Source organism: Rhodococcus sp. M8 (assembly GCF_015654185.1).
GTDB classification, from domain to species: domain Bacteria; phylum Actinomycetota; class Actinomycetes; order Mycobacteriales; family Mycobacteriaceae; genus Rhodococcus; species Rhodococcus aetherivorans.
Genome location: NZ_CP064065.1, coordinates 4,550,732 through 4,576,898 on the forward strand (window position 1 = coordinate 4,550,732; position 26,167 = coordinate 4,576,898).

Below are 26,167 nucleotides of genomic sequence, written 5' to 3' on the forward strand. Positions count from 1 at the left end.
ACAGTGGACGCGAGCATCTTTGTTGTAAGTGTTTATGAGCGTACGGTGGATGCCTTGGCACCAGGAGCCGATGAAGGACGTGGGAGGCTGCGATATGCCTCGGGGAGCTGTCAACCGAGCTGTGATCCGAGGATTTCCGAATGGGGAAACCCAGCACGAGTGATGTCGTGTTACCCGCGCCTGAATATATAGGGCGTGTGGAGGGAACGTGGGGAAGTGAAACATCTCAGTACCCACAGGAAGAGAAAACAACATGTGATTCCGTGAGTAGTGGCGAGCGAAAACGGAAGAGGCTAAACCGGATACATGTGATACCCGGCAGGGGTTGTGTGTTCGGGGTTGTGGGGTTCGATGTGTCGGTGCTGCCGCGCCGGCCGACAGTGAGAAATCGCCTGTGTTAGTCGAAATGGTCTGGAACGGCCTGTCGTAGAGGGTGAGAATCCCGTAGACGAAAACGCGGTGACTGTCGATTCGAATACCCGAGTAGCAGCGGGCCCGTGAAATCTGCTGTGAATCCGTCGGGACCACCCGATAAGCCTGAATACTCCCTGGTGACCGATAGCGGACTAGTACCGTGAGGGAAAGGTGAAAAGTACCCCGGGAGGGGAGTGAAATAGTACCTGAAACCGTGCGCTTACAATCCGTCGGAGCCTTCGAGCAGTTTGGTCTGCTGGGGGTGACGGCGTGCCTTTGAAGAATGAGCCTGCGAGTTAGTGGCATGTCGCGAGGTTAACCCGTGTGGGGTAGTCGTAGCGAAAGCGAGTCCGAACAGGGCGCATCAGTGGCATGTTCTAGACCCGAAGCGGAGTGATCTACCCATGGCCAGGGTGAAGCGACGGTAAGACGTCGTGGAGGCCCGAACCCACTTAGGTTGAAAACTGAGGGGATGAGCTGTGGGTAGGGGTGAAAGGCCAATCAAACTCCGTGATAGCTGGTTCTCCCCGAAATGCATTTAGGTGCAGCGTCGCGTGTTTCTCACCGGAGGTAGAGCTACTGGATGGTCTAGGGGGCCCACAAGCTTACCGAAATCAGCCAAACTCCGAATGCCGGTGAGTGAGAGCGCGGCAGTGAGACTGCGGGGGATAAGCTTCGTAGTCGAGAGGGAAACAGCCCAGATCGCCGGCTAAGGCCCCTAAGCGTGTACTAAGTGGAAAAGGATGTGGGATCGCTGAGACAACCAGGAGGTTGGCTTAGAAGCAGCCACCCTTGAAAGAGTGCGTAATAGCTCACTGGTCAAGTGGTTCTGCGCCGACAATGTAGCGGGGCTCAAGTACACCGCCGAAGCCGCGGCACTCGCACAACACCCCGGAGGGTCCACGGATCGTCCGGCAGTGGTGTGGGTGGGTAGGGGAGCGTCGTGCAGCCGGGGAAGCGCCGGAGTGATCCAGGTGTGGAGGCTGCGCGAGTGAGAATGCAGGCATGAGTAGCGAAAGACGAGTGAGAAACTCGTCCGCCGAATGACCAAGGGTTCCTGGGCCAGGTTAATCCGCCCAGGGTGAGTCGGGACCTAAGGCGAGGCCGACAGGCGTAGTCGATGGACAACGGGTTGATATTCCCGTACCCGTGTGAACGCGCCCCTGGTGAATCATCGGTACTAACCGTCCAAAGGGTGATCGAGTTCCTTCGGGAGCCGAGAGCCTGCTGCACGGGACCTTCGGTGGTAGTAGCCAAGCGATGGGGTGACGCAGGAAGGTAGTGGGGCCGGTCAGTGGTTGTACCGGTGTAAGCCCGTAGGGCGTGACACAGGCAAATCCGTGTCGCACACAGCCTGAGAGGTGATGCGTAGCCGAATGAGGCGAATTCCATGATCCTATGCTGCCGAGAAAAGCCTCTAGCGAGCTTTCACACGGCCCGTACCCCAAACCGACACAGGTGGTCAGGTAGAGAATACCGAGGCGATCGAGAGAACTGTGGTTAAGGAACTCGGCAAAATGCCCCCGTAACTTCGGGAGAAGGGGGACCAGTCCCGGTGACCGGACTTGCTCCGTGAGCCGGGGGTGGTCGCAGAGACCAGAGAGAAGCGACTGTTTACTAAAAACACAGGTCCGTGCGAAGTCGTAAGACGAGGTATACGGACTGACGCCTGCCCGGTGCTGGAAGGTTAAGAGGACCGGTCAGCGGAGTTCACTCCGCGAAGCTGAGAATTTAAGCCCCAGTAAACGGCGGTGGTAACTATAACCATCCTAAGGTAGCGAAATTCCTTGTCGGGTAAGTTCCGACCTGCACGAATGGCGTAACGACTTCTCTGCTGTCTCAACCACAGACTCGGCGAAATTGCACTACGAGTAAAGATGCTCGTTACGCGCGGCAGGACGAAAAGACCCCGGGACCTTCACTACAGCTTGGTATTGGTGTTCGGTTCGGTTTGTGTAGGATAGGTGGGAGACTGGGAAGCCCGCACGCCAGTGTGGGTGGAGTCGTTGTTGAAATACCACTCTGATCGTATTGGACCTCTAACCTCGGACCCTGATCGGGTTCAGGGACAGTGCCTGGTGGGTAGTTTAACTGGGGCGGTTGCCTCCCAAAATGTAACGGAGGCGCCCAAAGGTTCCCTCAGCCTGGTTGGCAATCAGGTGTCGAGTGCAAGTGCACAAGGGAGCTTGACTGTGAGACCGACAGGTCGAGCAGGGACGAAAGTCGGGACTAGTGATCCGGCACCGGCATGTGGAAGCGGTGTCGCTCAACGGATAAAAGGTACCCCGGGGATAACAGGCTGATCTTCCCCAAGAGTCCATATCGACGGGATGGTTTGGCACCTCGATGTCGGCTCGTCGCATCCTGGGGCTGGAGTAGGTCCCAAGGGTTGGGCTGTTCGCCCATTAAAGCGGCACGCGAGCTGGGTTTAGAACGTCGTGAGACAGTTCGGTCTCTATCCGCCGCGCGCGTTAGAAACTTGAGGAAGGCTGTCCCTAGTACGAGAGGACCGGGACGGACGAACCTCTGGTGTGCCAGTTGTCCCGCCAGGGGCACGGCTGGTTGGCTACGTTCGGAAGGGATAACCGCTGAAAGCATCTAAGCGGGAAGCCTGTTCCAAGATGAGGTTTCTCACCCCCTCGAGGGGGTAAGGCCCCGGCAGACCACCGGGTTGATAGGCCGGAACTGGAAGTGCGGTAACGCATGCAGGTGACCGGTACTAATAGGCCGAGGACTTACCACAAAGAAGCTACGCGTCCACTGTGCGGTATCTGAAACAACACACTCACACTCGCTGCGCGAGGAGTCGGAGTAAACGCTGCCCCCCAAGAAATGGGTGGGCCTGCGGCCCCGACCCCCGCGAACAGCGTGCGTGGGTCGTTTCACAGAGTTACGGCGGCCATAGCGGAGGGGAAACGCCCGGTCCCATTCCGAACCCGGAAGCTAAGCCCTCCAGCGCCGATGGTACTGCACCCGACAGGGTGTGGGAGAGTAGGACACCGCCGAACACCCGTTACCGGAAGCCCCCCAACCTCGTTGGGGGGCTTCCGGCATTTTTCGTGTCTTTTCCGGGGCGTCGCCATTCCCTTCCGGAAACCTGCGTTCACGGCCGTGACCGGGCCCCGTGAACTGCTCCGTTTCGTGTGAGAGTCGGTCATTGCGGTGCAGGCACCAGGTTGTACCGCTGGTAGCCCACGGGCATTGCCTCCTCGAGTTCCACTCGATGAGGGGACGGGCCGCTGTGCGCGGTGTGTCGGTGTTCGCCGGCTGGTTCGAGATGCTGAACGACGAATTTCTCCTGCCCTGGAGGTCTATCTCAGCGGAACAGCCCGGCGGGCTGGAGGCGAAGGCGACAGGAGTGGAGCGCCCGAGTTGCACCAGGTGAGCCGATTTTCGGGATGATCGCGTCATCGGTGCAGGTAGCAGCGGTGCGTGTTCGGAAAGTGGCACACTAACGGCTCGGTAGACTTTCGGTCCGTGGCCGCCTACATCCGCAAAGTCCGCACCGCCTCGGGAGCGACCGCGGTGCAGATCGCGGCCAAGCACGACCGCCGGGACAAGGTGCTCGAGCACCTCGGATCGGCTCATACCGACAGCGAACTCGCTGCCCTGCTCGAGACCGCTCGGGAGAAGCTGCTCGCCGGCCAGCAGGAACTCGACCTCGACCTGGGCACCACCAGCAGCGGACCGCCGACGATCACCGGGAAGCGGTCGCGGTGGCTGATCGAGGTCATCGACACCACCTGGCGACGTCTCGGCTTCGACGCGGTCGACAACGAGGCGTTCTTCCAGCTCGTGACGGCCCGCCTCGTCGAACCGACATCGGTTGCGGACGCGGGCAGAGTGCTGCGCGAGATCGGGATCGCACCCGCCCACCGCAACACCTTCGTGCGAACCCTGCAGCGATGCACCGCCCATGGTTACCGCGACGACATCGCGCAGCGGTGTTTCGAGCACGCTGCTACCGCGGGGGATCTGAACCTGCTGCTCTACGACGTGACTACGTTGTATTTCGAAGCAGACAAGGAAGACGAGCTCCGCAAGGTCGGATACTCCAAGGAACGTCGAGTGGACCCGCAGATCGTCGTCGGCCTGCTCGTCGATCGCACCGGATTCCCTTTGGAAATAGGGTGTTTCGAAGGAAACCAGGCCGAGACCCGAACGATCGTGCCCATCGTGCGGCAGTTCCAGGACCGCCACAACCTCGAGGGTGTGGAGATGGTCATCGCCGCCGACGCCGGGATGCTGTCGGCGACGAACCTGAAGGATCTCGATGCTGCCGGTCTGAAGTTCATCGTCGGCTCGAGGGTGACGAAAGCACCAGCGGATCTGGCCAGCCATTTTCACTGGAACGGTGACGTGTTCACCGACGGGCAGGTCATCGACACCGTCACCCCACGGCACGCCAAGAGCACCGTCAACGACATCAGTCGCCGCAGCGAACCGGTGTGGGAGCCGGCCGACACCTCGGCGTGGCGGGCGATCTGGGCGTACTCGACCAAACGCGCCGTGCGGGACAACCAGACACTGAACGCGCAGGAAGCCCGCGCCCGGGAAGTCATCGACGGCACCCGCGCTGCCCGAACACCCCGGTTCGTCAAGAGCACCACCAAGGGCAAAACCCTCGATACCGACGCTCTGGCCCGGGCGCGTTCCCTGATCGGCCTGAAGGGCTACGTGACCAACCTTCCTGTCTCGCTGATGAATCCGCAGGAAGTGATGACGAAGTATCACGATCTGTGGCACGTCGAGCAGTCGTTTCGGATGTCGAAGACCGACCTGCGGGCCCGCCCGATCTTCAGCCACACCCGCGATTCGATCGAGGCGCACCTGACCATCGTGTTCACCGCGCTGGCGATCTCGCGCTACCTGCAGGATGCGACCGGGATGTCGATCCGGAAGATCGTGCGGACCCTGCGGCCGCTGCAGGAAATCACCGTCACCATCGCCGGGCACGAACACACAGCCTTCGATCCACTCACCGACGACGCCGTGCACATCCTCGACTCCCTCGGCATCCCGAATCCCGGGTCAAAGTTGGCACACTAATTTGGTGCAACTCGGGACGAATTTCTCCTGCCCTGGAGATCTATCTCAGCGGAACAGCCCGGCGGGCTGGAGGCGAAGGCGACAGGAGTGGAGCGCACCCATGGTCATCGTTGCAGGACACCTCACCGTCGAGCCGTGGCGGCGCAAGTCCTACTGAAGCACAGGCGATAGGTGCCGCAGTCGGTGAGCGTCGATCAGGGAGAGGTGCGGGTTGGCGCGTAGACCGCCGGCGGCTACCTGCCCGGGTGCAGCGTGTCGACGACCTTCTCCAGTCCGATCAGCCTGCCAGTGCCTCGCGCCGCCGCCACAGCCGGGCAACCGTCCATGGCCCGAACACGAGCGAGATGATGTTGATCCCGGTCTCGACCGCCATGTCCGCAGTCATGTGCCGGTAGCTGCCGTGCTCGAGGTTCCACAGCGTGTCCATGGCCCCGAGGAATGTCATCGCGCCGCCGGCCGCGATCCCAAGCGGGATGGCGACCGCTCGTCCCCTTGTCAGGTGCCAGGCACTCGTTGCGAAGCTCGCGGCCATCAGTCCGTCGGCGGCCGGAAAGGCGTTCTCGAACGCGATATAGGCGGCATCGTCGGACGACCTGACATGTCCGGCAGTGAAGTAGTCGAGCCAGTACACCGCGACGCCGCCCGCGACGCCGCCCATCGCAACCGCGTGCAGCCGATCGCCCCACGTCGGCGGTGGTCTCATCACGCTCCCTTCAGTGCATCCGAGTATGGCGGCGGCTCTTCGCAGTTGAGGGTGTAGGGCTGGTCGGCGCGTCGGTGGCCGGGTCGGCCGGCGAGGTGCCGCCGGTCGGGGTCACCCGCCCTGTGCGCTGCTGCACGCCTTTCATTATGGGCGCGCGACGCACGACCGGCTCCGGCTGGGGTTGCCCTCGTCAGCGGGCCGGGTCGTCCTGGAACTGCCGGACCTCTTGCGAGCAGCGGCAGGCGACGGCGATCTTCGCGGCCCACTCGAGTGCCGCCTCCCGCGAGGGCAGCTCGAGAACGGTGTAACCGCCGTTGGGCACCTTGTGGCCGGGGTACGTGCCCTCGGTGACGGTGCCGTCACCGGCCACGAGCACCGGGTCTACGTCCTCATCGATCCCTCCGGCGAAGACGTACACGCCCGCCGCCTTGGCCTCGTCGATGACGGCATGGGAGGCTTCGACCACCGCCTCGAAGTCCTCCTCGGGGAACGCCATGGCCTCGCCAGGGAACGAGATCAGGTACTTCGCCATTCGAGGACTCCTCTGCTCCTGCCGCGTCATCCGCCGGCTCTTCTCTACGGCACCGCGCGAATGCCCAGCCCGATTGTGGCTCCGGCGCCCGACATGTGCTCGAGGTAGGGCGTCGCGACGGACCCGCAGAACCTCCTCGACGCTCTCCCCACGACCGCTTTCGCCTGTTGCGATGGACGGGTTCACCGGATTCGAGGCCGCCGCCGCGAAGAGCTCCCCGAGGCGGTCGCGGTCATGGCTCCCTTCCACCTTGCCCTCCTGGGCAAGCCGGCAGGGCCGCGTGGTGCCCCACCGTCGGCCTACGGTATAAATACATCTTGTGTCTATGTCGTATTCAGCCGCCGAGGCGGCCTACCGCGAGGTCAAGGAGCTGATCCTCTCGGGTGAGCTGCCCGGCGGGGATCTGATCAGCGAAGGGGAGATCGCCGCACGGATGTCGTGCAGCCGCACCCCGGTGCGCGAGGCCTTCCTCCGGCTCGAGGCGGAGGGCTGGATGCGCCTGTACCCCAAGCGGGGCGCGCTCGTCGTCCCGGTGGCGGACGGGGAGGCCGAGCACGTCGTCGATGCGCGACGGCTGCTGGAAACGCACGCCGTGCGCGCCGTCGCGTCGGCTCCGCAGGCGCGGGAACGGCTCGAGCGCACGTTGCGCGAATGCCTGGACACCCAGCGGGAGCTGGCCGAGCGCGGGGACGTCGGCGCCTTCAGCGGTGCCGACGCGGACTTTCACCGCAGCATCGTCGCGGCGGGCGGCAATCCGCTCCTCGACAACTTCTACGCAAGCCTGCGTGAACGCCAGCGTCGGATGACGGCGCGTTCGGTCGCTCGTGATCCGGCGCAGCTGCAGAAGATCATCGCCGACCACACGCACCTGGCGGATCTCGTCGCCGCCGGGGATGCCGACGCGTTCGACGAGGCGCTTCAGGTGCACATGCGTGAGGTGCACGGACTCGGAGGGGGACGACCGTGACCGCTACTACCACCGATCCCGGTCGGCTGCCGGCGCTTACGGAAACGGTCCCGCGCGGGACGTGGCTGCTCGTGGCCGCCGCGATGTTCACCGTCGCCTGGGGCGGCAACGAGTTCACGCCGCTGCTCGTGATGTACCGGCTCGAACACGGTTTCGCGCCGGTCGTCGTCGACCTGTTCCTCTTCGCGTACGTCCTGGGCATCGTGCCGGCCCTGCTCGTCGGCGGCCCGCTCTCCGACCGGCTCGGGCGGCGACCGGTCATGGTGCCCGCGCCGTTCGTCGGCCTGGCCGGTTCCGCGGTGCTCGCCCTCGGGGCGGACTCCGCGCCGCTGCTCATCCTCGGTCGCATCCTCTGCGGGATCGCCCTCGGTCTCGGCATGGCCGTCGGCGGCAGCTGGCTGAAGGAACTGTCCGATCCGCGCTGGGATCCGCGCGCGACTCCCGGTGCCGGTGCGCGACGGGCCGCGATGAGCCTGACCGCCGGCTTCGGGGTCGGGGCCGGGGTCGCGGGGGCCCTCGCGCAGTGGGCGCCGATGCCGAGCGCCCTGACCTACCTCGTGCACATCGGGCTGAGCGTCGGCGCCGGTGCGGCGCTGCTCCGGACGCCGGAGACGCGGCCGGCGCAGCCGGAGGTGGAACGGACTCCGCTGCGGGAGGATCTGAAGATCCCGGCGGCCGGGCACGCCCGCTTCCTGTTCGTGATCGCCCCCGTCGCTCCCTGGGTGTTCGGTGCCGCGAGTTCGGCCTACGCGATCATTCCGGCGCTGATGACCGGGCACAGCGGCGACGCGCCGGTCGCGTTCTCGGCACTGCTGTGCGTCGTGGCCCTCGGTGCCGGTTTCGCGATCCAGTCGCTGGGCCGCCGGATCGACACCCCGCGCAACGCCCGGGCCGTGGTGGTGGCGCTGACGCTGCTCGTGGTGGGGATGGTCACGGCGGCGGTCGCGGCCGCGGCACTGACCGTGCCGCTGGCGCTGCTGGCCGCGGTCGTCCTGGGGTGCGGCTACGGCATGGCGCTGGTGTCGGGTCTGCAGGAGGTGCAGCGCATCGCCGGCCCCGACGACCTCGCCGGGCTCACCGCGGTGTTCTATTCGCTGAGCTATCTCGGTTTCGCGGTGCCCGCCGCCATGGTGTACCTGTCGCAGACGTACCCGGTCCTGACCTACCCGGCGATGTTCGTCGTGGGCGCCGTCGCGGCGGCGGCGTGCCTGGTGCTCGTCCTGGTCAAGTGGCGGGCGCACCTGCCGGAGCGAGCACAGGCCTGACGCCTCACGGCTCGGGCATCGGCGGCAGTGCCTTCTCGGCGAGCCACGCGTCCCACAGCGGACGCAGCGGTGCATCCGCGAACCGCGCCGCCAGATCGGTGAACTGCTCGGTGGTGACGGTCCCGTGCCGGTGCTCGGCGGTCCACTGCCGCAGCAACGCGAAGAACTTCTCGTCGCCGAGGCGCAGGCGCAGCGCGTGCAGGGTCAGGGCGCCGCGCTTGTAGACGCGGTCGTCGAACATCAGCTCCGGGCCCGGGTCGCCGAGGAGGAGGTCCTGGGGTTTGCGGCCGAGCCCCCGGTGCGCGTCGGCGGCGATCGTGTGCGCCGACGGGCCGTCGGAGTTCTCCGACCACAGCCACTCCGCGTAGCAGGCGAAGCCCTCGTTCAGCCAGATGTCGCGCCACCGCGACAGGGTGAGGCTGTTGCCGAACCACTGGTGGGCGAGCTCGTGCGCGACGAGCCGCTCCTCGCTGCGGCTGCCGTCGCAGTGGTTCGCGCCGAAGATCGACAGGGTCTGCGCCTCGATCGGGATCTCGAGCTCGTCCGCGGTGACGACGACGCTGTAGTGCGTGAACGGGTAGGGCCCGAAGAGCCGGGAGAAGACGTCCATCATCTGTGGTTGCCGGCCGAAGTCCCGGTCGAAGTTCGCCTTCAGGCGCGGGGGATGCACCGCGTAGAGGGGCACCGGCCCGTCGGACACCCTGCGGGTCTCGTAGTTTCCGATCTGCACGGTGGCCAGGTAGGTCGCCATCGGTTCCGGCTGTTCGTACTCCCAGGTGGTCTGGCTGGCCCTCGTCGTCCTGTGCACCAGCGTGCCGTTCGCGATCACCTGGAAGGGCGAGTCGGCGGTGACCGTGATCCGGTAGCTGGCCTTGGCGCCGGGATGATCGTCGCAGGGGAACCACGATGCGGCGCCGTTGGGCTGACTCGCGACGAGCGACCCCTCCTCGAGTTCCTCCCAGCCGACCTCGCCCCAGGGGCTGCGGATCGGTTTCGGCGTTCCGTGATAGTGAACGACGATCGTCAGCACCCCGCCCACGGGAATCTTCCGGGCCGGAGTGACGACGAGCTTGCCGTCGCGCTGGGCGTACTTGGCGGGCCGGGATCCGTTGACCGACAGTTTCGTCACCCGCATCGTCGGCGCGAGGTCGAGCGCGAACTTGCCGCGTGCGTCGGTGGTGGTGGCGATGACAGTGGCCGTGCCGGTGAGCCGGTTGGCCACCACCCGGTAGGTCAGGTCGAGTTCGTACCGCGACACGCGGTACCCGCGGTTGCCGCTCCTCGGCAGGTACGGATCGAGCGGGGCGTCCGGCTTCGCGGTCCTGCCGTTGTCGCGCAACTTCTTCGGGTCGTTCCCCGGCTTCACTGCGGGGACCAATCGCTCGGGTGTGACCACGGTGCGATCGGATTGCCTTGCCATCTGCTCGAAACCGGAACGACGTCGCCGCGCATCACCAGCGAGGCGGGACCGACGGTGGCGCCGGCTCCGATTCCGGCCGCGGGCAGTGCGACGCACTGGGGGCCGAGGGTGGCGCCGGCGCCGAGCGTGACGGTGTCCATGGACATGATCCGATCATGGAACAGGTGCGTTTGCACAACACATCCGCGTTCCACCGTCGCGCCGTCGCCGAGGGTCACCAGGTCGGCCTCGGGCAGCCAGTAGCTCTCGCACCACACCCCGCGGCCGATCTTCGCGCCCAGGCCCCGCAGCCACAGGTTCATCACGGCCGTTCCGGTGGCGGGCCGGGCGAACCACGGCGCCGCGACGGTTTCGACGAACGTGTCGGCCACCTCGTTGCGCCACACGAACCAGCTCCACAGCGGGTGCTCCTCGCGGCCGATGCGCCCGACGGCCACCCACTTGGCGGTCACGGACACGATGCCGGCCACGGCGCCGGCAAGGATGAGTACGAGGCCGCTCAGCGCCGCGGCCGGGCCGTATCCCGCCGCGGCGGCCAGCGCCTGCAGGGCGAACAGGACGCCGAGGCCGATGCCGAACGTGACGATCATGGGGAGCAGGCGGAAGGTCTCGACGAAGCCGCGTGCCACCCGGAGCCGCAGCGGGGGCGCGAACGTGCGGCTCGAGTCGCCGTCGTTCGCGGCGCGGCGCAGCCGCACCGGTGGGCTGCCCAGCCACGAGGAACCCGACTTGGCCTTCGACGGGGCAGCGGAGAGCACGGCGACGAGCCCGTACTTGGGCACCCGGCGCCCGGGGGCGGCCATGCCCGAGTTGCCGAGGAACGCGCGCTTGCCGACCTTGGCCCGGGAGATGTACAGCCAGCCGCCACCGAGTTCGTAGCTGGCGACCATGGTGTCGTCGGCGAGGAAGGCGCCGTCGGCGACGCGGGTGAACTTGGGCACCATCAGCACGGTGGAGGCTTCGACGTCCTTGCCGATGTCGGCGCCGAGCAGCCGCAGCCAGCCGGGGGTGAGCATCGAGGCGTAGAGCGGGAACAGGAACGTGCGCGAGCTGTCCATCAGGCGCTCGGTCGCCCACACCTGCCAGCCGACGCGGCTGCGGACGGGGTGGTGGCCCTCGATCATGCCGAGGGACAGGGCGCGCACCGACAGCACCGTGAGCGCGGCGAACACGAACAGGGTCAACAGTGCGGCCACCGGCAGGATCGCTGCGCTGCGGAGCAACGCGTCGGTCAGGTCGGCGGTGTCGCGGATCCACCATCCGACCAGCGTGAGGCCGGCGGCGATCGAGACGATCGGCAGCGAGGCCAGCGCCACCGACGTGAGGCCGAAGACCGGCACCCACCACGCGGCGCGGCGCGGCGGCTCGTCGGGCCACGGATGTACGGCCTTGCCGACCTTCCGCGCAGGGGAGCCGGCCCAGTGCTGGCCGGCCTTGACGCGGCCGAAGACGGCGGAGCCGGCCTCGACCTCGGCGTTCTTGCCGATCTTGGCGCCTGGGGCGAGCGTCGAGCGGGCACCGACGGTGGCGCCGGCGCCGATCCGGATGGTGCCGATGTGGACCTCGTCGCCGTCGACCCAGTGGCCGGACAGGTCGACCTCGGGTTCGACGGAACAGCCGTCGCCGAGTTCGAGCATGCCGGTCACCGGCGGCAGGCTGTGCAGGTCGACACCCTCACCGACCTTCGCGCCGAGGGCGCGGGCGTAGTACAGCATCCACGGCGCCCCGGACAGGTTCACCGCGCCGCTGGCCTCCGACAGCCGCAGCGCCGTCCACAGCCGCAGGTGTTCGCTGCCGCCCCTCGGATAGGTGCCGGGTTCCAGGTTGCGCAGCAGCAGCCGCGTCCCGGCGACGGCGACGGACATCCGGCCGAGCGGGGTCAGGAACAGCAGGATGCCGAGCGCCACCCACCACCACGACACCGGCGCGAGCCACGGCAGGTCGACGAACAGCGCGAAGACGTTGTTCGCCGTCGCCAGCCATGTCACCCATTGCAGTCCGGTCAGGGTGGTGAGCGGCACCGTGATGGCCAGCTGCAGCAGCTGCGTCCGGCGTGGGACGGGGGTCACCTGCCGCGGCGCGACCACCGCGGACGGCGCGAGGTCGTCGAGGTACCCGGCCAGCGAGCCGAGCCGCGGATGGTCGTACAGTTCGGCGACGGTCATCGCGGGGTAGCGCTCGCGCAGGGCGGTCACCAGCTGGGCCGCGGAGAGGGAGCCGCCGCCGAGTTCGAAGAAGTCGTCGTCGATGCTCTCGATCGGGGTGCCGAGGATCGACACCCACAGTCCGGCGACCCACTCGGCGGTCGGGTCGAGACCCAGGGCCTCGGCGGAGTCGGCCTCGGCGCCGGGCAGCGGCCACGGCAGCGCGTTGCGGTCCACCTTGCCGGAGGTGCGGGTGGGCAGCTCGTCCACCAGCGCCAGCCGCGGCACCAGGGCCGCGGGCAACTGCTCGCCGAGCAGGTCGCGCGCGGAGGCGAGGTCGAACTCCGGGTCGGTGCTGGCGATGTACCCGACGAGGATCGAGTGCCCGGCCGTGGTCTTGCGCACGGCGGCCGCGCCGCCGGCGACGCCGGGCAGGTTCTGCAGAGCGTTGTCGACCTCGCCGAGCTCGATGCGCCGACCGCCGATCTTGACCTGATCGTCGGCGCGTCCCTGGAACAGCAGGCCCTTGCGGTCGAGGGTGACCAGGTCGCCGCTGCGGTACGCGCGGTCCCAGCCGAGGGTGGGCATGGGGGCGTATTTCTCGGCGTCCTTGGCCGGGTCGAGGTAGCGAGCCAGTCCGACGCCGCCGATGACGAGTTCGCCGGTACCGCCCTCGGGCACGGGCCGGCCGTCGGCGTCCACCACGGCGAGGTCCCAGCCGTCGAGCGGCAGGCCGATGCGGATCGGGCCCTTGCCGTCCATGGTTGCCGCGCATGCGACGACGGTGGCCTCGGTCGGCCCGTAGGTGTTCCACACCTCGCGACCGGGCACGGCCAGTCGCTCGGCGAGGTCCGGCGGGCAGGCCTCGCCACCGAAGATCAACAGCCGCACCGCCTCGAGCGCCTCGGCGGGCCACATCGCCGCGAGGGTGGGGACGGTGGAGACGACGCTGATGTCGCGGGAGACCAGCCACGGCCCGAGGTCCATCCCGGACCGCACGAGCGAGCGGGGCGCCGGCACGAGGCACGCGCCGTGCCGCCACGCCAGCCACATCTCCTCGCAGGAGGCGTCGAAGGCGACCGACAGTCCGGCCAGTACGCGGTCGCCGGGCCCGATCGGGTTCTCGCGCAGGAACAGCCGGGCCTCGGCGTCGACGAAGGCGGCGGCGCTGCGATGGCTGACGGCGACGCCCTTGGGGGTGCCGGTGGAGCCGGAGGTGAAGATGATCCAGGCGGCGTCGTCGAGGCGCGGGCCGCGCAGCTGTGGCGCGGGCGACGGCGGCGCCGTGCCCGGGCCGATGCCGTCGGCGGTGACGACGGCGGTGACCATCGCCTCCCCGAACACGAGTTCGGCGCGTTCGTCGGGGTCGTCCGCGTCCACCGGCACGTAGGCCGCGCCGGCCGCGAGGATGCCCAGGATCGTCACGTACAGGTCCTTGGAGCCGGACGGCATGCGCACGCCGACGCGGTCACCGGCGCCGACTCCCGCGTCGGCGAGCCGGTACGAGCAGGCGATGACCTCCTCGACGAGTTCGGTGTAGCTGAGAGTGACGGTGCCGTCGTCGACGGCCGGGGCGTCCGGGTGGGTGTCGGCGGTGGCCCGCAGGATGTCGACGAGGGTGCGGCGGGCCGGGGCGTGGGAGGAGCGAAGGAACTCCTCGGGGATGCGATACGACCGATCCGGATCCGTCGTGGGCTGGGCAGGCAATCGCATGTCCTTCTCTCGGCCTGGTGGTGCGTTCGTCCGGTTATCTCACGGTCAGATGGACGGAGGGTGAACATCGGGTGTGTCGGTGCCCACTCCGGCGGTGGAATCTCCCGCTCGACCCGACGTCGCGCTCCGCGGCGCGGCGTCCGACTCTGCTCGAAAAACCTTATCTCCCTTAAACTTCCGTTTGCGGGACGACGGCCTCCGCGATTCCGGTTTGACATCCGTGCGCGCTCCTGCAATCCTCTTCGGCAGGTCACGAGAACCAGCGACAAGCCCCGGCTAGCTGGTCGGCAACCCTCCTCCGCGGTGGGGTGCTCCGGGTGACGACCAGGCCGTGTTTCCACACCGGACACGGCAAGCGCGGATTCGGACCGTGATCGCACTCGGGCGACGAGGCGACCACCGGCGAATCCCTGAACGACGAGGGAACGTCATGACTGCTGCCGTACTGACCGCCGACACCTGCATCGCCCCGTTCGCCCGGGTCACCGGATGTGATCTGCAGGTACCCCTGGTCCAGGGTGGTACCTGCACCTACGCCAACTTCGACTACGCGGCGAGCGCGCCCGCCCTCGAAGCGGTCACCGAGCGGATCGCCGAGCTCCTGCCGTACTACGCCAGTGTGCACCGCGGTGCCGGTTACGCCTCCCGGATCTCCACCTCGAGCTACGAGCAGGCTCGTGAGTCGGTGGCCCGATTCGTGTGCGCCGCAGACGATCAGGTGGTGGTGTTCACCCGCAACACCACCGACTCCCTCAACCTCCTGGCCGGAGCCGTACCCGGCGACGTCGTGGTGCTCGACGTCGAGCACCACGCAAACCTGTTGCCCTGGAAGAACGCCCGCGTCGTCGAGGCCGCGGACACCGTCGCCGAGACGGTCCGCCGGCTCGTCGCCGAGCTGTGCAGCAAGCCCGCCGCGCTGCTCGCCGTCACCGGCGCCTCCAACGTGACCGGCGAGGTCCTCCCGATCGCCGAACTCGCCGACGTGGCGCACGCCTGCGGCGCCCGGATCCTCGTCGACGGAGCGCAATTGGTGCCGCACCGGCGGATCGACCTCACCGCTCTCGGCGTCGACTACCTCGCGTTCTCGGGTCACAAGCTCTACGCCCCGTTCGGTGCCGGCGCTCTGGTCGGACGCCGGGACTGGCTCGACGTCGCGGAACCGTATCTCGCAGGGGGCGGTGCGGTCCGCGAAGTGCGTCTCGGTCACACCGAATGGGCGTGCGCCCCGGCGCGGCACGAGGCCGGCACGCCGAACGTGCTCGGCGTCGCGGCCCTCGCCGCGGCGTGCGACGCGCTCGCCGGTTTCGACGCCGACGCCGTCGCCGAGCACGAGGAGGCGCTGTGCCGGCGCCTCCTCGGCGGGCTGCGCGACCTCGACGGCGTGGAGATCCTGCGGCTGTGGAGCGACTCGCCGGACTCGGTCGGCATCGTCACCTTCACGGTCTCCGGATTCGAACCCGGCGAGGTGGCGTCGTACCTGTCCGCCGAGCACGGAATCGGTGTGCGCGACGGCCGGTTCTGCGCACACCCGCTGCTCGCGCGGGTCGGCCTGCCCGGCGGTGCGGTGCGCGCCTCCCTGGGGCTCGGCAGCTCGTCCGCCGACGTGGACCGCCTGCTCGACGCGCTGCGCGGGCTCGTCGACGCCGGTGCCGGCTGGACCTACGCCAAGACCGACGGCCTGTGGGGACCGTCGCCCGAGACCCGTCCGGGTCTGGTGGAGTCCACCGCCGGCGCCGCGCAGTGCAGCTGACCGATTCCCGGGCGGACCGCCGGACAGGCACTGCCCGCCGGTCGAGCCGGCAGGTCTAGTCGACGTCGACGTCGACGGCCGCCGTGATGCGCATCAGCTCGCGGAACGTCGTGCGGAACAGCGTGCGCGGATGCCCGCCGGAGGCCCACAGCTCGGGGAAAGCGGCCAGGGCGGTGTCGACGTACGTGGTCAGGTTCGTCGGATGCCCGAGCGGTGCCACCCCGCCGACGGGCTGCCCGGTGACCTCGGTGACCACGTCCGGGGGCGCCGCAACGAGCGCACCACCGAGGCGTTTGCCCGTCCGTTCCGGGTTCACCCGATGCGCACCCGAGACCAGCAGCAGCACCGGTTCGTCGTCGAGCAGGAACACCAGCGACTTGACGATCGCACCCACGTCGACCCCGAGTGCGGCCGCCGCCTGCTCCGCGGTATGCACCGACTCCGGCTGGGTTGTGATCAGCCCGTGATGACCGCGCGCGATGAGCGTGTCGGCCACCCGAGCGGCATTCGGATGCAGTGTCCCGGACATGGTTCCAGCCTAGGAGCCCACCGCCGTCCGTGGCCCCGATCGACAGGGCTGCCCGCAGTCGGCGGTCAATACAGGGGAAAGCCGTCCTCCGGTCCGAGCATGCGCTCGAGCCGGGTACGGGTGATCTTGGCCAGTTCCTCCGTGCACGCTTTGCGCTCCGCCTCGGGTTCGTGCGCGAGGCGGTGGTGAAGATCCGTCAGCAGTTCCCCCGGCCCGCGTCCCTGGGGGCACCACAGGTAGCGGTAGCCGAAGCGCTCCTCGTAGGCGGCCGCCGCGGCTGTGATCGCGGTCATCAACGCCTCGTCCTCGTCCCACAGCGAGCACTGCTCGAGCCGCGAGGCGGTGCTGCCGCGCCGGCGTCCCACCACCGGGTGGCAGTCGAGGGCCTCCGCGATCTCCGCGTCGCCCAGCGAGAACAGGGCGGCGTCGGCTCGGGCGAACAGTTCCGAGTAGCTCGCGTAGGGCCGCCCGGCCGCCACCGACTGGGCCCAGGTCAGCGACGCGCAACACTCGTACAGCGCGTGGGTGGCGCCCCGCCGGGACAGGGCATTGAAGGCGCCCAGACCGATGCCCTGATGCATCAACATGGCAGTCGCTCCTTTGCGAGTCGGACCGTTCGTGTCCTCAGGATCCGTCCGGTTCGCGGCGGTCACCAGTGGGGTAGCAGGGAATTTTCGAGGCTGTAACGAGCGGCCGTCGTCGGCCGTCCGAAGCGCAGACATTACTGTTGAGTAATGACTGCAGATTCCCGCTGGAAAGCGTTCACCGTCGACGTCGCCGACCACGTCGCCCGCGTCACGCTGGTCGGGCCCGGTAAGGGCAACGCGATGGGTCCCGACTTCTGGACCGAGCTGCCCGTGCTGTTCGGCGAGCTCGACGCCGATCCGGACGTGCGCGCCGTCGTGCTCGCCGGCGCCGGCAAGCACTTCTCCTTCGGCCTCGACCTGCCCGCCATGAGCGGCGACCTGGGCAAGGTCCTCGCCGACAAGGCGCTGGCCGCCCCGCGCACCGAGTTCCACGAGATGGTCAAGCGGATGCAGGCGGCGATCACCGCGGTCGCGGACTGCCGCAAGCCGGTCGTCGCGGCCGTGCAGGGCTGGTGCATCGGCGGCGGCGTGGACCTGATCTCGGCGGCCGACATCCGCTACGCCAGTGCCGACGCGAAGTTCAGCGTCCGCGAGGTCAAGGTCGGGATGGTCGCCGACGTGGGCAGCCTCGCCCGCCTGCCGCTGATCATCGGCGACGGGCACCTGCGCGAACTCGCCCTCACCGGCAAGGACATCGACGCGGCACGTGCGGAGAAGATCGGTCTGGTCAACGACGTCTTCGCCGACGCCGACGCCGTTCTGGCGGCCGCGCAGGCCACCGCCGCCGAGATCGCGGCGAACCCGCCGCTGGTCGTGCACGGCATCAAGGACGTCCTCGACCACAGCCGCTCGGCGCGCGTCGACGACAGCCTGCGCTACGTGGCGGCCTGGAACGCGGCGTTCCTGCCGTCGGAGGACCTGACCGAGGCCATCACGGCAGTCTTCGAGAAGCGGCCCCCGGAGTTCCGGGGGCGGTAGAGGATGGACGGGTGCGACGGCATCCGGCCCTGACGTGGGGCGGCCGGCTGGTGCCGGTCGTCCCACTGTTGTATCTGGCGGTCTATCGGCCGTGGCAGCTGCGCTGGGGTGCGACCAGGACCGAAGTGGCTCAGCGGGTTCCGGGTGATGAGATCGTGCCCGGTCCGCACTGGTCGGCGACCCGTGCGGTGTCGATCGCGGCCGACCCCGAGGACGTGTGGCCCTGGCTGGTCCAGATGGGGGCGGGGGACCGTGCCGGCTGGTACAGCTACGACCTCGTCGACAACGGCGGGAAGCCGAGCGCCGGCGAGATCCGGCCCGAACTGCAGCGGCTCGAGGTCGGCGACCCCGTCCGGCTCGTCGCGGGTTCTCCGGCCGCCTTCCGGGTGGAGTCGATCGACCCCGGACGTTCGCTCGTGTATGCCCACTCGCACGACGGTGGCACGGTCACCGCCGTGCTGGTGCTGCGCCCGGACGGTCCCGGCCGTAGCCGGCTGGTGCATCGCGTGCGATTCCGCATCCCTCCGTCGCCGTTCGCTGTCGGCTGGGCCGCCCTCATGGACGCGGGGGACTTCGTGATGTCCCGGCGGATGCTGCTCGGCATCCGGGACCGGGCCGAGCGGCATGCCCGACGGCGCCGGGGCGGGCCGCCGCCTGTCGACGAAAGTCAGGGGGCCACAATGGATTTCCGGCTCATGATCCCGGTGCGCCGACCGCCCGGTGCGGCGTTCGCGCTGCTCGCCGACGTTCAGGAACACGTGGGTGCACCGGCGCGCACGGGCGTCCGGATGAGCAAATCTCCACTCGGTCCGACCGCCGAGGGCACCCGGTGGCACGAGCGGGTGCGGCTCGCGCCGGGCTGGTGGATATCCGTCGACAGCGTCGTGACCGCGATCGAGGAGCCGGAGCTGCTCGGGATGGACTTCCGGAGCGCCTGGTTCACCGGTCACCTCGACTACCGGATCGAGTCCACCCCGGGGGGATGTCTCCTGCGGCAGCACTTCGTCATGCGGTTGCCGCGCCCGCTGCAGTCGTGGTCGGCGCGGGTGGACGCCCGGCTCCGCCCGCGCCTGCTCGATCGGCTCGCCGAGGTCCGGGACGCGATCGAGCAGGGCGTGTGAGAACGCGTTCGGGCTCCGCAGCCGGGCGGCCGCGGAGCCCGAACGATGCGTGGTGTCAGTGCCCGCCGTCGGCCTTCAGGCGCTCGATCGACGCGGAGACCTCGGCCTCGGCCTCGGCGCGGCCGACCCAGTCCGCGGCCTCGACGTGCTTGCCCGGCTCGAGGTCCTTGTAGTGCACGAAGAAGTGCTTGATGGCGTCCAGTTCGAACTGCGAGACGTCGCTGATGTCCTTGACGTGGTCCCAGCGCGGATCGCCCGCGGGCACGGCGAGGACCTTGTCGTCGCCCCCGGCCTCGTCGACCATCTTGAACATGCCCACCGGGCGGGCCTCGACGATGACGCCGGGGAACACCGACTCGGGCAGCAGCACCATACAGTCCAGCGGGTCGCCGTCCTCGCCGAGGGTGTTCTCGATGTAGCCGTAGTCGGCGGGGTAGCCGAACGAGGTGTAGAGGTAGCGGTCCAGCTTCACACGGCCGGTTTCGTGATCGACCTCGTACTTGTTGCGCTGTCCCTTGGGGATCTCGATGGTGACCTCGAACTCCACGCCGTGTCCTCACTTGTAAGTCGATACGACTGCCGTATCTGCGGTGATGGTCCGCACAGAGGATAACGGGTCGGCGCTAGGCTGGTGGCGCAGGTGCCGGACCAGCGGGGCGGCCACCAGGGCGCGGGTTTCGCCGGAGCGGACGCCGCGGGATTCGACACAGCGGAGGCGTGTTGGCGGGGCAGGGCAAGAAGAAGCTGGGCACACTGGCGGGACGGCGCCGCCGGAACCTCCGGATCCTGTTCACCATCTGGGGAGCGGGAACCGTCGCGCTGCTCGTGGGGGGAGCCTTCGCGCTCTCCGACGTCCGCAGCGGGGAGGCCGCCGCCGCGATAGCGCCCGCGCCGGCGCCCGTCACCGCAACCCCGCAGGTGGCGCCGGTACCCGCCGACGCGCTCGCCCCCACCGCTCCCGCGCTGGCGGCCACGCTCGCACCGGCGCTGGGGAACGCGGGACTCGGCAACTTCACCGGCTCGATCACCGACGCCGCCACGGGCACCGTGCTGTGGTCGAAGGATCCCGCCCGGCCGATGATCCCGGCGTCGACGACGAAGGTCCTCACCGCCGCCGCGGCGCTGCTCGCCCTGCCCGCCGAACACCGCGTCACCACCAAGGTCGTCGAGGGTGGCCGGCCGGGGGAGATCGTGCTCGTCGCCGGCGGCGATCCCACCCTCACCGCCCGGCCCGTCGGCGAATCCGGCTTCTACGCCGGCGCCCCGCGCATCGCCGACCTGGTGCAGCAGATTCAGCGGAGCGGCACCGTCGTCGACACGGTGCTCGTCGACGCCGGTGCCTACGCCGGCGACCCTCTGGCCCCCGGCTGGTTCCCGGCCGACATCGCCGGCGGTTCCGTGGCCCCGATCGAACCGGTGATGCTCGACGGCGGCCGCCTGAACCCGCTCGAGGACGAGTCGCCGCGCACGCCCACCCCCGCCCTCGACGCCGGTCGGGCCCTCGCCGCAGCACTCGGTGCCGACCCCGCCCGGGTCGCCGCCGGCACCGCCCGGCCCGGAGCAGCCCCGCTGGCCGCGGTCCAGTCGGCGCCGCTGCGCGACCGGCTCGGGCAGATGATGGGCTACTCCGACAATGTCCTCGCCGAGGCCGTCGGCCGCGAGATCGCCGCGGCCGAGGGCGCCGAGCCGTCGTTCCGCGGCGCGGTCGACAGCGTCTCCGCGGTCCTGCGCGAGGCCGGATTCGACCTGACCGGGCTCACCCTCCACGACGTGAGCGGGCTGTCCGTCGACAACCGGATTCCCGCGCAACTGCTCGACGGGGTGATGGCCGCCGCCGCCGGAACCGAACAGGCGTCGCTGCGCCCGATGCTGGACTACCTGCCCGTCGCCGGCGCCACCGGCACCCTCTCCGAGCGCTACGCCTCGACCAATCGCGACGGGGCGGGTTGGGTCCGCGCGAAGACGGGCACTCTGTCACAGGCGAGCGGCCTGACCGGATTCGTCGTCGACACCGACGGACGGGTGCTGACGTTCGCCCTGTTGTCCAACGACCGTCCGCCGGGCGAGAGCCGGCCGGCCCTCGACGCGGTGGCGGCGACCCTCCGAGGATGCGGATGCCGATGACCGACCAGGACCGGACGCTGGGTGACGCGATCGACTGGAAGCTCGCTGCCGGGATCGGGGCGCGCCTGACCCGACCGGGCCCGGCGATGTCGCGCTACACCGCCGAGACCGTCTCCGCCGAGCTGGCGTCGGCCGCCGACCGCGCCGAGCCGCCGGTGCGGGAGCTGACCGGACTCGGTGACGGGCGGGACGTGCCGCCCGCCGCGGTCGTCGACCGGTCCGGCTGGGTGCACGCCGCCGCCAGGTCGATGGCAGACCTCACCGGTTCCGGGCCCGCCGACGGCCGCTGGGTCGGCAAGCCCGCCGGCGTGCAGGCCGGTGCGATGCTCGCGTACCTTTCCTCCGCCGTGCTCGGTCAGTACGACCCGTTCTCACGGTCTCTGCTGCTCGTCGCGCCGAACGTCGTCGCGGTCGAGCGGGCGCTGCGGGTGCCCACCGCCGACTTCCGGCTGTGGGTGTGCCTGCACGAGGTCACCCACCGCGTGCAGTTCGCCGAGGCGCCGTGGATGGCGGATCTGATGCGCGAGGCCGCGGCGGAGCTGGGCCGGACCGCGGAAGAGTCGTTCACCGACCTGGCCGGCCGGATCACCGGGGTCCTGCGCGATCGCCGGCCGGGCGAGGAGAAACCCATGGCCGAGCGCGGCGTGCTCGGTCTCGTCCGAGCGGTGCAGTCCGAACCCCAGCGCGCCGCACTCGACCGCATGCTGGCCCTCGGCACCGTGCTCGAAGGCCACGCCGACCACGTGATGGACGCGGTCGGGCCCACCGTGGTGCCCGCCGTCGCGCAGATCCGCCGGGCGTTCGACAACCGCCGGCGCCGGGCCGTGAATCCCGTCCACCGCATCATCCGCGCACTGCTCGGGATGGACGCCAAGATGGCCCAGTACGTGCAGGGCAAGAAGTTCGTCGACACCGTCGTCGAGCGGGCGGGCATGGCCCGGTTCAACGTCGTCTGGAGCGGTCCGGACGCGATGCCGACCCTCGCCGAGATCGACGACCCCCACGCGTGGATCGCGCGGGTGCTGGGCTGACGGTGTCGTCCGAGCGGCCGCTCCTGCCCGAGACCCCTGCCCTCCACGAGGTGCGCCTGGCCGTGCGGCGGTGGGTCGCGGCCCACGGCCGGTCCGTCGCGGTCGGCCTGTCCGGCGGCGCCGACTCGTCGGCCCTGACCGCCGCCGCCGTCGCCGAGGCGGATTCGGTGCGGGCCGTCGTCGTCGACCACGGCCTGCAAGCCGGCTCCGGCGACGTGGCCGCCCTGGCCGCGGAGTTCGCGCGATCCGCCGGGTGCGGATCGGTGCAGGTCGTCCGCGTCGCGGTGACCGGCCCCGGCGGACTCGAGGCGGCAGCGCGCGCGGCCCGCTACCGGGCGCTCGGCGAGGCCCGGGCGGGGTTGCCCGTGCTGCTCGGGCACACGCTCGACGATCAGGCCGAGACGGTGCTGCTCGGGCTGGGCCGCGGTTCCGGTGCCCGGTCCCTCCGCGGCATGTGCGAGTTCGACGATCCGTGGGGCCGTCCCCTGCTCGGGGTGCGCCGCGAGGTCACCCGCCGGGCATGCGCGGAACTGGGGTACGCGCCCTACGAGGACGCGCACAACAGCGACCGGCGCTTCACCCGGGTGCGGCTGCGTGAGGAGGTGCTGCCGCTGCTCGAGGAGGTGCTCGGGGGTGGGGTCGCGTCGGCCCTGGCGCGCACGGCCCGGCAGTTGCGCGAGGACGAGGACGCATTGGAGGAGCTGGCCCTGCAACTGCTCGCGGAGGCCCGGGCCGGGACCGGCCTGGCCGTGGACGCCCTCGCCGGCACTCCCGTGGCGGTGCGACGGCGGGTCCTGCGGCGATGGCTGCTCGACTCGGGGGCGTCGGCGCCGACGGACCGCACCCTGCGGGCCGCCGACGAGCTGATCGGCCGGTGGCGCGGGCAGGGCGCGGTGGCCGTGGGCGGCGGACCGGAGCCCGGCGTCAGGTTGGTGGTCACGCGTCGGCGTGGCAGGCTGATCGTCGAGTTCGTCGGCCGGCGACAGGGCGCGGACGACTGAGGGAAGGCAGGAAGAACCCGGTGTACGAGAACGACATCGCGTCGGTACTGATCTCCGAGGACCAGATCAAGCAGCGCACGAAGGAGCTGGCCGAGACCATCGCCACTCGCTACCCGGTGGGCGCACCCGAGGGTGACCTGCTGCTCATCGGCGTGCTCAAGGGCGCGATCTTCTTCATGACCGACTTCGCGCGGGCACTGCCGATCCCCACCCAGATGGAGTTCATGGCGGTCAGCTCGTACGGGTCGTCCACGTCCTCGTCCGGTGTGGTGCGCATCCTCAAGGACCTCGACAAGGACATCGCCGGCCGGAACGTGCTGATCGTCGAGGACATCATCGACTCCGGCCTGACGCTGTCCTGGCTCATGCGCAACCTCTCCTCGCGCAACCCGGCGTCCCTCGAGGTGGTGACGTTGCTGCGCAAGCCGGAGGCCGTGAAGGTCGACGTCCACGTCGCCGACGTGGGATTCGACATTCCGGACGAGTTCGTCGTCGGCTACGGCCTCGACTACGACGAGCGCTACCGCGATCTGCCGTACATCGGCACCCTCGACCCGAAGGTCTACACCGGCTGATCCGAGGTCGGCCCCACCGGATCGCGCGTCGACCGCGTCGGGGCCATGCCGCGCTGCAGTGCCCGCAGGTCGTCCTCCATGATGCGGAACAACCAGTACACGAGCACGAACGCGGCGATGCTGCCCACCGCCAGCACCCGGACCGCGACGAGAACCTGCTGGATCTCCTCGGGCGAGAGATACGTCACGCCGGCGACCCCGACGAGCGGCACGGCCGCCGCGAGCGCCAGGTAACGCACACTGCGCCGGTGCAGCCCCTCGAGTTCGCGGGCGTCCGTGGCGTCGGTCGCCCCGTGCGGCAGGAACGCCGGATACAACGATCGCACCATGTAGAAGGCGACCAGGAAGAACGGGTAGGCGACGGCGATCGCGCCGCACACCAGGATCGACGTGAGGAAGTGCGCGGCCGAGGGGCCGTCGATGTTGCCGCCGACGAAGTGCAGCGCGACGGGGAACGCGATGCCCGCGACCGTCCACAGGGTCATCACCACCGCGGCGACGCGGTCGCTGATCAGCAGCGCGTCGTGCCGGGCCCGGGCGAGTTCCACCGCGTTGTAGCTGCGGCCGCGGTGGAGGCCGCGCGGCACGGTGATCAGCCGTCGGCACAGGTACACGATGATCACCGTGCCGAGGGGGAAGGTGATCCCGTTGATGATCAGCGCGAGCTGTTCGAACTCGCGCTGGGTGTCCGGTGGGAGCCGGTCGACGATCAGGTTCGCATTGTGCTGGTAGTTGTACAGGGCGGCCAGCACGTTCGGGATCGCGATCGCGGCCGTGAGGATCGGCACCACGGGGCGGCGCAGCCGGGCCCGCCAGCTGTGCGGCGGCGGGTCGACGAGGTCCCGGGCCCGCGGATCGAGGCATAGGTCGAACTGCTGGGCCAGCTCCGCGCCCGACGCCCACCGGTCCGCCGGATCCGGCTCGAGGCACTTCGCGAGCACCCGGAGCAGGGTCTGGGGGCAGTCGGCCGGGACCCGCTCGCGTGCAGCCGCGGTCAGTCCCGTGCGGCGCCGCGCGAGCATGGTCTCGAGCGCGGGCAGGGTCTCGGCGCCCAGATCGTCCTCGCTGTTGGGCCGGCCGCCGGTGAGCAGTTCCCACAGCATCACCCCGAGCGCGTAGATGTCGCTGCGGGTGTCCATGTCCGCGGCGGTGCCGGGCAGCCCGGGATGGCACGCCTCGAGTTGTTCGGGCGACATGTAGGCCAGGGACCCGCCGAGGTACGCCACGGCGGACGTGCCGCCGACGGACTCGGCGAAGCTGATGTTGAAGTCGGCGAGCTTGGGCACGCCCTCCGCGGTGAGCAGGACGTTGGCCGGCTTGACGTCGCGGTGGAGCACGCCGCGCCGGTCGGCGTAGTCCAGCGCGGAGGCGAGCCGGCGGCCGAGCCACGCGACGGTCTCGGGCCAGGTCAGGCTCTCGAGCCGGCTGCGCACGGTCGACTCGGCGGGCCGGATCTCACCCTTCTCGGCGAGGGTCTCGTCGACGACGTCGAGCAGGAGCCGGCCGCTGCGCTGCTCCGGCGGGGTGGTGCGCACCCGGTGCAGCACCCGCAGCAGCGTCCCGCCCGGCAGATACTGCATGTACAGCAGCCGCAGGCCGTGTTCCGGCAGGATCCGCTGGTCGAAGACGCGGACGATGTAGTCGTGGTCGAGCTGGGCGAGGGTCTGCGCCTCGGTGCCGCGGTCGGGGGAGATCTTCACCGCGACGAGCCGCTGCATCGAGTGCTGCCGGGCGAGGAACACGCGGCCGAAGGCGCCGCGGCCGAGGTTGGTGAGCAGGTCGAAGTCGTCGATCCGGTTCCCGGCCTCGACGTCGTCGATGCCGGCGGGGACGCGGACCGGGAAGGGCTCGGTCGTCGCCTCGCCAGGAAGGACGGCCGCAGCCGTGCGGGTCGGCTCGGTGGTCGCATCGGCCGTGCGCGTGAGGTCAACAGGTGCGGTACGGGTGGGATCGGCCGCAACCGTGCGGGTCGGCTCGGCCGCAGCCGTGCGGGTCGGCTCGGCCGCAGCCGTGCGGGTCGGCTCGGCCGCAGCCGTTCGGGTCGGCTCGGCCTCGGTGATCCGGGTCGGGTCGGCCTCGGTTGCAGCGTCCGGCTCCTGCATGGCCATGCGAAATGATAACCACGTCGTGGCCCGTGACCGCAGGCACCTGACGCGACCGGGAACCCCCGGGTGGTCCCGGACGTTGATCCTTCGGACCGTGCGGCCGCGCGAGGGCAACGCTGCGCGTCCACGCGGTAACCTTGCGGTGTCCGGTTCGTCGCC

The 26,167-nt window shown here is 69.4% G+C and carries 18 protein-coding genes, 2 rRNA genes and 1 riboswitch; of the genes, 12 read left to right on the forward strand and 8 right to left on the reverse strand.

What is annotated here, in order from left to right:
• Positions 1-22 precede the first annotated feature (22 nt).
• The 3 genes from ISO16_RS20635 to ISO16_RS20645 all read left to right on the forward strand — a co-directional run bounded on the left by ISO16_RS20635 (position 23) and on the right by ISO16_RS20645 (position 5,463).
• Positions 23-3,157, forward strand: a 23S ribosomal RNA gene (locus ISO16_RS20635).
• A 148-nt stretch (positions 3,158-3,305) separates the two neighbouring features.
• Positions 3,306-3,422, forward strand: a 5S ribosomal RNA gene (gene rrf / locus ISO16_RS20640).
• 469 nt (positions 3,423-3,891) lie between these two features.
• Positions 3,892-5,463 (forward strand): IS1634 family transposase, encoded by a 1,572-nt coding sequence (locus ISO16_RS20645; protein WP_072636907.1) that lies wholly within the window; start codon positions 3,892-3,894, stop codon positions 5,461-5,463.
• A 277-nt stretch (positions 5,464-5,740) separates the two neighbouring features.
• Here the strand turns inward: ISO16_RS20645 and ISO16_RS20650 are convergent, their stop codons facing one another.
• Both ISO16_RS20650 and ISO16_RS20655 read right to left on the reverse strand, forming a co-directional pair.
• Complete coding sequence (locus ISO16_RS20650; RefSeq protein WP_072634214.1) at positions 5,741-6,121, reverse strand: hypothetical protein; 381 nt, start codon at positions 6,119-6,121, stop codon at positions 5,741-5,743.
• 235 nt (positions 6,122-6,356) lie between these two features.
• Positions 6,357-6,698 (reverse strand): YciI family protein, encoded by a 342-nt coding sequence (locus tag ISO16_RS20655; protein WP_072634215.1) that lies wholly within the window; start codon positions 6,696-6,698, stop codon positions 6,357-6,359.
• A 325-nt stretch (positions 6,699-7,023) separates the two neighbouring features.
• Here ISO16_RS20655 and ISO16_RS20660 point away from each other — a divergent pair, with 325 nt between their 5' ends.
• Positions 7,024-7,665, forward strand: a complete 642-nt coding sequence (locus tag ISO16_RS20660) for a GntR family transcriptional regulator (RefSeq protein ID WP_072634216.1) — start codon at positions 7,024-7,026, stop codon at positions 7,663-7,665.
• 83 nt (positions 7,666-7,748) lie between these two features.
• Positions 7,749-8,930, forward strand: coding sequence for an MFS transporter (locus ISO16_RS20665; protein ID WP_230304602.1), 1,182 nt, complete (start codon positions 7,749-7,751; stop codon positions 8,928-8,930).
• Positions 8,931-8,934: 4 nt separating this feature from the next.
• Here the strand turns inward: ISO16_RS20665 and ISO16_RS20670 are convergent, their stop codons facing one another.
• Together ISO16_RS20670 and ISO16_RS20675 are read right to left on the reverse strand one after the other, a co-directional pair.
• Complete coding sequence (locus tag ISO16_RS20670) at positions 8,935-10,296, reverse strand: M1 family metallopeptidase (protein WP_072634217.1); 1,362 nt, start codon at positions 10,294-10,296, stop codon at positions 8,935-8,937.
• Positions 10,293-14,207, reverse strand: a complete 3,915-nt coding sequence (locus ISO16_RS20675) for a Pls/PosA family non-ribosomal peptide synthetase (RefSeq protein WP_072634218.1) — start codon at positions 14,205-14,207, stop codon at positions 10,293-10,295. Before ISO16_RS20675 ends, ISO16_RS20670 begins: the two co-directional genes overlap by 4 nt.
• Before the next feature lie 248 nt (positions 14,208-14,455).
• Positions 14,456-14,571, forward strand: a riboswitch (SAM riboswitch).
• A 66-nt stretch (positions 14,572-14,637) separates the two neighbouring features.
• Between ISO16_RS20675 and ISO16_RS20680 the strand changes: the two genes are divergently transcribed.
• Positions 14,638-15,957 carry an aminotransferase class V-fold PLP-dependent enzyme gene (locus ISO16_RS20680; protein WP_072634219.1) on the forward strand — a complete coding sequence of 440 codons (1,320 nt, stop codon included), beginning with the start codon at positions 14,638-14,640 and terminating at the stop codon, positions 15,955-15,957.
• A gap of 55 nt (positions 15,958-16,012) precedes the next feature.
• Here ISO16_RS20680 and ISO16_RS20685 read toward each other — a convergent pair whose 3' ends face one another.
• The gene (locus tag ISO16_RS20685) at positions 16,013-16,486 is read right to left on the reverse strand and encodes a YbaK/EbsC family protein (protein WP_006930436.1); all 474 of its coding nucleotides are present in this window, start codon (positions 16,484-16,486) and stop codon (positions 16,013-16,015) included.
• 65 nt (positions 16,487-16,551) lie between these two features.
• Positions 16,552-17,073: a 2-oxo-4-hydroxy-4-carboxy-5-ureidoimidazoline decarboxylase gene (locus ISO16_RS20690; protein ID WP_006930435.1), complete on the reverse strand. Its 522-nt coding sequence runs from the start codon at positions 17,071-17,073 to the stop codon at positions 16,552-16,554.
• A 147-nt stretch (positions 17,074-17,220) separates the two neighbouring features.
• Here ISO16_RS20690 and ISO16_RS20695 point away from each other — a divergent pair, with 147 nt between their 5' ends.
• Positions 17,221-18,051, forward strand: a complete 831-nt coding sequence (locus ISO16_RS20695; protein WP_006930434.1) for a crotonase/enoyl-CoA hydratase family protein — start codon at positions 17,221-17,223, stop codon at positions 18,049-18,051.
• Between the two features lie 11 nt (positions 18,052-18,062).
• Positions 18,063-19,172 carry an SRPBCC family protein gene (locus tag ISO16_RS20700; RefSeq protein ID WP_072634220.1) on the forward strand — a complete coding sequence of 370 codons (1,110 nt, stop codon included), beginning with the start codon at positions 18,063-18,065 and terminating at the stop codon, positions 19,170-19,172.
• A gap of 55 nt (positions 19,173-19,227) precedes the next feature.
• On the opposite strand, the gene ISO16_RS20705 is transcribed toward ISO16_RS20700, so the two are convergent.
• Entirely contained in the window at positions 19,228-19,719 is a 492-nt protein-coding gene (locus ISO16_RS20705; RefSeq protein ID WP_006930432.1) for an inorganic diphosphatase, read from the reverse strand.
• A 170-nt stretch (positions 19,720-19,889) separates the two neighbouring features.
• On the opposite strand from ISO16_RS20705, the gene dacB reads away from it, so the two are divergent.
• Genes dacB through hpt form a run of 4 tightly spaced genes read left to right on the forward strand, consistent with a single transcriptional unit; the run spans position 19,890 to position 23,903 of the window.
• Positions 19,890-21,296: a D-alanyl-D-alanine carboxypeptidase/D-alanyl-D-alanine endopeptidase gene (gene dacB, locus ISO16_RS20710; protein WP_029540702.1), complete on the forward strand. Its 1,407-nt coding sequence runs from the start codon at positions 19,890-19,892 to the stop codon at positions 21,294-21,296.
• Positions 21,287-22,327, forward strand: a complete 1,041-nt coding sequence (locus tag ISO16_RS20715; protein ID WP_006930430.1) for a zinc-dependent metalloprotease — start codon at positions 21,287-21,289, stop codon at positions 22,325-22,327. The genes dacB and ISO16_RS20715 overlap by 10 nt, the downstream gene beginning before the upstream one ends.
• Before the next feature lie 2 nt (positions 22,328-22,329).
• A complete protein-coding gene (gene tilS, locus ISO16_RS20720; protein WP_072634313.1) occupies positions 22,330-23,328 on the forward strand; it encodes a tRNA lysidine(34) synthetase TilS in 999 nt (332 codons plus the stop codon).
• Positions 23,329-23,348: 20 nt separating this feature from the next.
• Complete coding sequence (gene hpt / locus ISO16_RS20725; RefSeq protein ID WP_006930428.1) at positions 23,349-23,903, forward strand: hypoxanthine phosphoribosyltransferase; 555 nt, start codon at positions 23,349-23,351, stop codon at positions 23,901-23,903.
• On the opposite strand, the gene ISO16_RS20730 is transcribed toward hpt, so the two are convergent.
• On the reverse strand, positions 23,891-26,011 hold the full coding sequence (locus ISO16_RS20730) for a protein kinase domain-containing protein (RefSeq protein WP_072634221.1): 2,121 nt from the start codon (positions 26,009-26,011) through the stop codon (positions 23,891-23,893). The two genes, hpt and ISO16_RS20730, sit on opposite strands and share 13 nt — an antisense overlap.
• Positions 26,012-26,167 lie beyond the last annotated feature (156 nt).

What these genes read in the sequence shown, in the direction of transcription:
- ISO16_RS20650 (WP_072634214.1), bottom strand. Translation starts at nt 6,121, where the DNA reads ATGGGCGGCGTCGCGGGCGGCGTCGCGGTGTACTGGCTCGACTACTTC.
- ISO16_RS20655 (WP_072634215.1), bottom strand. Translation starts at nt 6,698, where the DNA reads ATGGCGAAGTACCTGATCTCGTTCCCTGGCGAGGCCATGGCGTTCCCC.
- ISO16_RS20660 (WP_072634216.1), top strand. Translation starts at nt 7,024, where the DNA reads ATGTCGTATTCAGCCGCCGAGGCGGCCTACCGCGAGGTCAAGGAGCTG.
- ISO16_RS20665 (WP_230304602.1), top strand. Translation starts at nt 7,749, where the DNA reads ATGTTCACCGTCGCCTGGGGCGGCAACGAGTTCACGCCGCTGCTCGTG.
- ISO16_RS20675 (WP_072634218.1), bottom strand. Translation starts at nt 14,207, where the DNA reads ATGCGATTGCCTGCCCAGCCCACGACGGATCCGGATCGGTCGTATCGC.
- ISO16_RS20680 (WP_072634219.1), top strand. Translation starts at nt 14,638, where the DNA reads ATGACTGCTGCCGTACTGACCGCCGACACCTGCATCGCCCCGTTCGCC.
- ISO16_RS20685 (WP_006930436.1), bottom strand. Translation starts at nt 16,486, where the DNA reads ATGTCCGGGACACTGCATCCGAATGCCGCTCGGGTGGCCGACACGCTC.
- ISO16_RS20690 (WP_006930435.1), bottom strand. Translation starts at nt 17,073, where the DNA reads ATGTTGATGCATCAGGGCATCGGTCTGGGCGCCTTCAATGCCCTGTCC.
- ISO16_RS20695 (WP_006930434.1), top strand. Translation starts at nt 17,221, where the DNA reads ATGACTGCAGATTCCCGCTGGAAAGCGTTCACCGTCGACGTCGCCGAC.
- ISO16_RS20715 (WP_006930430.1), top strand. Translation starts at nt 21,287, where the DNA reads ATGCCGATGACCGACCAGGACCGGACGCTGGGTGACGCGATCGACTGG.
- ISO16_RS20730 (WP_072634221.1), bottom strand. Translation starts at nt 26,011, where the DNA reads ATGGCCATGCAGGAGCCGGACGCTGCAACCGAGGCCGACCCGACCCGG.